At 74.9% G+C, this 1,410-nt stretch carries 2 pseudogenes; both read right to left on the reverse strand.

Going from position 1 to position 1,410, the window contains the following annotated elements:
* Positions 1 to 315 (reverse strand): annotated as a pseudogene (locus tag AB0J09_RS64710) (hypothetical protein); the annotation flags it as partial.
* Between the two features lie 49 nt (positions 316 to 364).
* Positions 365 to 1,410 (reverse strand): annotated as a pseudogene (locus tag AB0J09_RS64715) (primosomal protein N'); the annotation flags it as partial.

The following is a 1,410-nucleotide window of genomic DNA, read 5'->3' on the forward strand; positions in this document are numbered from 1 at the left end:
GTCGAGCCTGCCGCGCATGAGCGCCGCCGTCTCCTCGGACGCCGCGCCCGACTCGCTGAGGTAGTCGACGAGGGTGCGGGCGGCGGCGACGGTCTCAGCGGCGCTCTCCGGGGGCGCGATCACCTTGCGCGGATAGATGGACAGCAGCAGCTCGTCGAAGGTCTCGGGGGTGAAGTCACCGAGTTCGTTGACGTTGAGGTAGTCGCTGGCGTAGTCGCAGAGCAGGCGGACCTCGTCCGCGTCCACCTCGACTTCCCGCGCGCGCCCCCAGGCGCGCAGGGCGTCGATGGCCCGGTTCACCCATTCGATCGACACAGGGGCACGCTAACGGCTGGTCTCCAGATGAGCGAATCGGGGAAATGGTCTAAATCAGGTCGAGTGGGTCGACACTTACCTTCACGACATCTGGCGTCTTACGCGCCGCACGTACCCCACTGGCCCCTTTGAGCGCGGCGGCCAGCGCGGCGCCGCCGGACCGCCGGACCCGGATCATGGCCCGTTCCAGGCCGGACTCGTCCATGGGGACGGGGCCGAGCACCTGGGCGCCGGGCGGGAGGCGTACCTCGTCGAGCATCTGCCTGACCGCGCTCGCCGCGCCGGTGAGCGTCGCCATCCGCACCGCCGGGGGGAACCCCAGCTCGGCGCGGTCGCCCAGCTCGCGCTCGGCGTGAGTGACGGGGTCCCACCGCAGCAGGGCCTGTACGGCGGGCAGCGCGGCGTCGCCGAGCACCACCAGCTCGGCGGCGGGACGGAGGAGGGCGGCGGCGTTCATCCACCGGCGGACCGTCTCCTCGGACGCCCTCAGGTCGGCCCTGCCCAGGAGTGCCCATCCGTCGAGGAGCACGGCGGCCGCGTACCCGCCCTGCGCCACGGGCTCGGCGCCGGGGGTGGCGACGACCAGCGCACGGGTGTCAGGGACGGTGGCCAGCACGCCGTCGCGGCCCGACGTGCGCACCTGCACGGAGGGGAAGGCCCTGCCGAGCTCCTCCGCCGTACGCCTGGCGCCGGTGACGACGGCGCGAAGCCTGGGGCTGCCACAGGACGGGCAGCGCCAGTCGGCGTCCACCCGGCCGCACCAGCGGCAGTAAGGGGCCGCGTGACCGCCTCTGAGGGCGAGCGGCCCGTGGCACAGAGGCCTCGGCCCGTCGGAGCCATGAACCGCAGACCCCGCGAACGTCCCGCCACCGGCGCCTCCTGCCCCCGCGCCCATCGCGTCCGTGCCCGGGGCAGCGGTGCCCGCGCCGGGCGGACCGCCCGTTGACGCCGCGCCGACGCGCCCGCTCATCGTGGCGCCCCCCGGCGCGGCGGTCCCGCCTGGCGAGCCCAGCAGCGGTATGGCCATCCCGGCCGTGGCGGTGGGTGGGTCCGGCATGGAGGCGGCCGTCCGGGTCGGGGGCAGGACGCACCGGG

The organism is Nonomuraea sp. NPDC049784 (genome assembly GCF_040659615.1).
GTDB lineage: Bacteria > Actinomycetota > Actinomycetes > Streptosporangiales > Streptosporangiaceae > Nonomuraea.